Origin of the sequence: Bradyrhizobium sp. (genome assembly GCF_049512235.1) — a bacterium.
Taxonomy (GTDB): Bacteria; Pseudomonadota; Alphaproteobacteria; order Rhizobiales; family Xanthobacteraceae; genus Bradyrhizobium.
Window position 1 is genome coordinate 1 of the sequence record NZ_JBEKXH010000565.1, and the last position, 3,806, is coordinate 3,806.

Annotated in this window: 4 protein-coding genes; 3 read left to right on the forward strand and 1 reads right to left on the reverse strand. The window is 64.0% G+C overall.

Features of this window, described 5'->3' with window-relative positions; translation table 11 throughout:
- From ABSG20_RS31785 to ABSG20_RS31795, 3 genes are all read left to right on the forward strand, one after another.
- A partial coding sequence (locus ABSG20_RS31785; RefSeq protein WP_423868411.1) for an acyl-CoA dehydrogenase family protein occupies nt 1–1,253 on the forward strand: 1,253 nt, incomplete at its 5' end.
- Nucleotides 1,254–1,340: 87 nt separating this feature from the next.
- Nucleotides 1,341–2,123, forward strand: a complete 783-nt coding sequence (locus ABSG20_RS31790; protein ID WP_423868412.1) for a CPBP family intramembrane glutamic endopeptidase — start codon at nt 1,341–1,343, stop codon at nt 2,121–2,123.
- Nucleotides 2,124–2,266: 143 nt separating this feature from the next.
- On the forward strand, nt 2,267–3,157 hold the full coding sequence (locus ABSG20_RS31795) for a DUF4231 domain-containing protein (RefSeq protein ID WP_423868413.1): 891 nt from the start codon (nt 2,267–2,269) through the stop codon (nt 3,155–3,157).
- A 91-nt stretch (nt 3,158–3,248) separates the two neighbouring features.
- On the opposite strand, the gene ruvX is transcribed toward ABSG20_RS31795, so the two are convergent.
- Nucleotides 3,249–3,737, reverse strand: a complete 489-nt coding sequence (gene ruvX, locus ABSG20_RS31800) for a Holliday junction resolvase RuvX (RefSeq protein ID WP_423868414.1) — start codon at nt 3,735–3,737, stop codon at nt 3,249–3,251.
- Nucleotides 3,738–3,806: the final 69 nt, after the last annotated feature.

Sequence of the window (3,806 nt, forward strand, 5' to 3'; positions counted from 1 at the left end):
CCCAGGTCGAGACCGGGCATTTGTGCCCGGTCACCATGACGCGTGCCTCGGTCGCGGCATTGGCGGCGCAGCCCGATCTCCTGGCGAAGACGATGCCGGTGATCGCCACGCGCGCCTACGATCCCACCTTCGCGCCGTGGCCGACAAAACGCGGCATGACGCTCGGCATGGGCATGACCGAGAAGCAGGGCGGCACAGACGTGCGCTCCAATTTGACGCGCGCGACAGGAGAGGGCGAGTTCTATCGGATCACCGGCCATAAATGGTTCATGTCGGCGCCGATGTGTGATGCGTTTTTGGTGCTGGCGCAGGCCGACGCGGGGCTCACCTGCTTCTTCGTGCCGCGCTTTCAGCCCGATGGATCGGTCAACGCGATCCACTTCCAGCGCCTCAAGGAAAAACTCGGCAACCGCTCCAATGCCTCTTCCGAAGTCGAGTTCCACTCTGCCTATGGCAGCCGCGTCGGCGACGAGGGCAAGGGCATCAGAACCATCATCCAGATGGTGCAGTTGACGCGGCAGGATTGCGCCATTGCCTCCGCCGGCCTGATGCGGTCGGGCCTGGCGCACGCGCTGCATCACGCCCGGCACCGCAGCGTGTTCCAGAAACACCTTGCCGATCAGCCGCTGATGCGCTCGGTGCTGTCGGACATGGCGCTGCATGTCGAGGCGTCGGTCGCGCTGGTGATGCGGCTCTGCCGTTCGTTCGATCGCGCGCCGGACGACGCCAGCGAAGCGGCCTATATGCGGCTGTTGACGCCGGCGGTAAAATACTGGGTCTGCAAGAGCGCGCCGGGATTTCTCTACGAAGCCATGGAGTGCCTCGGCGGCAACGGCTATGTCGAGGAGGGTATTTTGGCGCGGCATTATCGCGAATCGCCCGTCAACGCGATCTGGGAAGGCTCCGGCAATGTGATGTGCCTGGATGTGCTCAGGGCGTTGTCGCGCGAGGGAGAAGCGGCCTCGGTGGTGCTGCAACATCTCGCCTCGCAGGCCAGGGGGCTGCCTGGCGCCGGCGAAGCGGCGGCCTTTGTCGCCAAGGCCTTCCGCAGGCCGGACTCTGAACGCGCCGCGCGGCATTCGGTCGAGCAGTTGGCGCTGCTGGCGGCCGCCGCCGCGCTCAACGAGGTGTCGCCGCGTCACGCCGAACTGTTCGCCGCGACCCGGCTTTCGGATAATCGCGCGGCGATGTACGGCGCGGTCGATCTCGCGCCGGAAGATGTGAGCGGCCTCTTGGACCGGGCGCTGCCGTGATGCGTGACCGAGTACTGCAGTATGGCTTAGCAACAACTGCAAACATAACGACAACTTGAATTCGCTCACACCGTCTGAAAGCCGCTGATGGATTCCCTCGCTCCCGAAAGTCCGGTCGCAATGATGCCGGAAATTCCCGTCATGCGCCCCCCGAAAATCTGGAAATTCTGGGGCACCGCGTTGTGGGGTCTGTTCGTCTTCGCCGCGATGGTTGTAGCGCAAGTCGCTGTCGTGGTGGCCTTGCTCGTATGGCGGTGGGAATGGCCGCTCGATCTGGCTGCCGTGGTCCGCGTGGCCAGCGGTGGTCTGACCCTTCCGCTCTCGGTGATCGCAGAGCTTCCCGCGGTGCTCATCGCGCTGTGGATTGCGATCCGCCGCTCCGGCACGGCGTTTACGGATTATCTCGCACTGCGCCGGACTTCCTGGCGCAATTTCTTGACCGGTGTTGGTGGTCTGTTTGTTCTTGTGATGGGGTGGGATCTGCTGTCGCGCGCCACCGGGCGCGAGGTCACGCCCGGATTCATGGCGGATGTGCTGCAATCGGCGCGCGCCGACGGCGCGCTGTGGCTTCTGGTGATCGCCTTCTGCGTCGCCGCCCCGATTTCGGAGGAATTGTTCGCGCGCGGCTTTCTCTATCGCGGCTGGTCGGAGTCACCTCTCAAGGTCCCCGGCGCGATCCTGCTGTCGTCGCTGCTATGGACGGCGCTGCATCTGCAATATGACTGGTTCTTTTTCGGCGAAGTGTTTTGCATCGGCCTGCTGCTCGGATATCTGCGCTACCGCAGCCAGTCGACATGGCTGACGATCGTCTTGCACGGCCTCAACAACCTGGCCGCGGTCGTGCAGACCCTGTGGCTCGCCGGAACATGATCGGAAGGCTCGGCTGCGCACGATTCCGGACGCGCAAGAGACGGTACCGGCAGCACGCGGCGGTTTAATTCCCTTGTCATGCACGCAAGGATAAGCTTGAATGCAAGCCATAAGCGTGAATGTAATTTGCAGGGCGCGGAAACATGGAGCCACTAGCTTCAGCGGCCAAATTGCAGGCCGACTGGTCCGTTACGGCGACGCAGCTGAAAAAAACTCTGGATCTGGCGCGCCGCGGCACTTTCGTGATGTCGGGAGTGGCGGCATTGCTGGCTGCGATCGCCAGTCAAATCCCCGAAAGCCAGGATCGGGCGCGTCTTGCCGTGGCGGTTGCCAGTGCCGTGTTGCTCGGTTTGGTCAGCTTCCTGACGGTGCAGTTGCTCGGCAGCGCGAAGACCATGACCTGGACCCGCATTCGCGTCGCCTCGGAAGGGCTGAAGCGCGAGGTCTATCAATATGCGGCCATGGCCGCGCCTTATGACGACCCGGCAACGAGTGACAACCTGCTGCTGGCGGAGAAGGACAAGATCGCGAACGATATCGATGACGTCATCGGGGTGATCGAGCGATCGGGCAAGCCGGGGTCGCTACCCCAGAAGCGTTTTGCGACCCCGCAGGAGTACATCGCCGTCCGCGTCAAAGGCCAGATTGGCTGGCTCGAGGACCGCGCCGAACAAAACCGCCGTGCCTCGGTCATCCTGCACCGGTGGGAATTTTGGCTTGCGTTGGTTGCCGCGGTGCTCACGGCGGCCGTCGGCGTCGCCGGCAAGAATCTTTTTGGACTGCCGTTCGACTTTGCGGCACTGACCGCCGTCCTGACCACGATCGGCGGTTCAATCCTCGCGCATATCGAGGCCTCGCGCTACGATTACCTGACGGTCACCTACCGGGCGACGGCACGGCGGCTGCAATCGGAGCTTGACCACGCAACGGCCTTCACCATGCCTTCACAGCCATGGTCCGACTTCGTGCACCGCTGTGAGGCGATCCTCTCCGCCGAAAGCGCCGCCTGGGCCGCAAAATGGAGCAAGGCTTGAGAGCCTGTGTGATGCGCGGTCAGGGTGCTGCGAGCCAGTGCGACATTTGAAAACCCGGGACCATGGCCGCCGCAATAAACCCGCGCGTCAATCATTGCCGCGGCATTGGCGAAAGCTTCTTTAGCCGGTCCAGCGCGCCCTGCAGGATGAAGATCGCGGCGTGCTCGTCGATCACTTCTGCGCGCCGGGCGCGGCTCATATCCATGCCGATCAACTCGCGTTCGACCGCCGCGGTGGAAAGCCGTTCGTCCCACAGCGCGATCGCAAGATCGGTCAGCTTCGAAAAGTTGCGGGCGAAGGCGCGGGTGGATTGCGCGCGCGGTCCCTCGCTGGCGTCCATGTTGATCGGCAGCCCGAGCACGAAGCCCGTGGCGCGGCGCTCGCCTGCGATTGCAAGCAGGCGCGCCGCATCGGCCTTGAAAGCCTTGCGCTGGATGGTCGTAACGCCGGTCGCGAGCCGGCGATCGGGATCGGACACCGCGACCCCGATGGTCTTGGACCCCAGATCGAGGCCGATCAGCGCGCCGCATTGTGGCCAGTGCGCGACCGCGTCGATCAGGGGCAGGATAAGGGCAGGCATCGCGTTGGCATAACATGCCGCCGGTCGGGCACGCAAAGCCGGGCGCTGCTCGTCTAACGGGATCGGCAG

Coding starts and splice junctions, on each gene's coding strand:
- ABSG20_RS31795 (WP_423868413.1), top strand. CDS start 2,267: ATGGAGCCACTAGCTTCAGCGGCCAAATTGCAGGCCGACTGGTCCGTT.
- ruvX (WP_423868414.1), bottom strand. CDS start 3,737: ATGCCTGCCCTTATCCTGCCCCTGATCGACGCGGTCGCGCACTGGCCA.
- ABSG20_RS31790 (WP_423868412.1), top strand. CDS start 1,341: ATGGATTCCCTCGCTCCCGAAAGTCCGGTCGCAATGATGCCGGAAATT.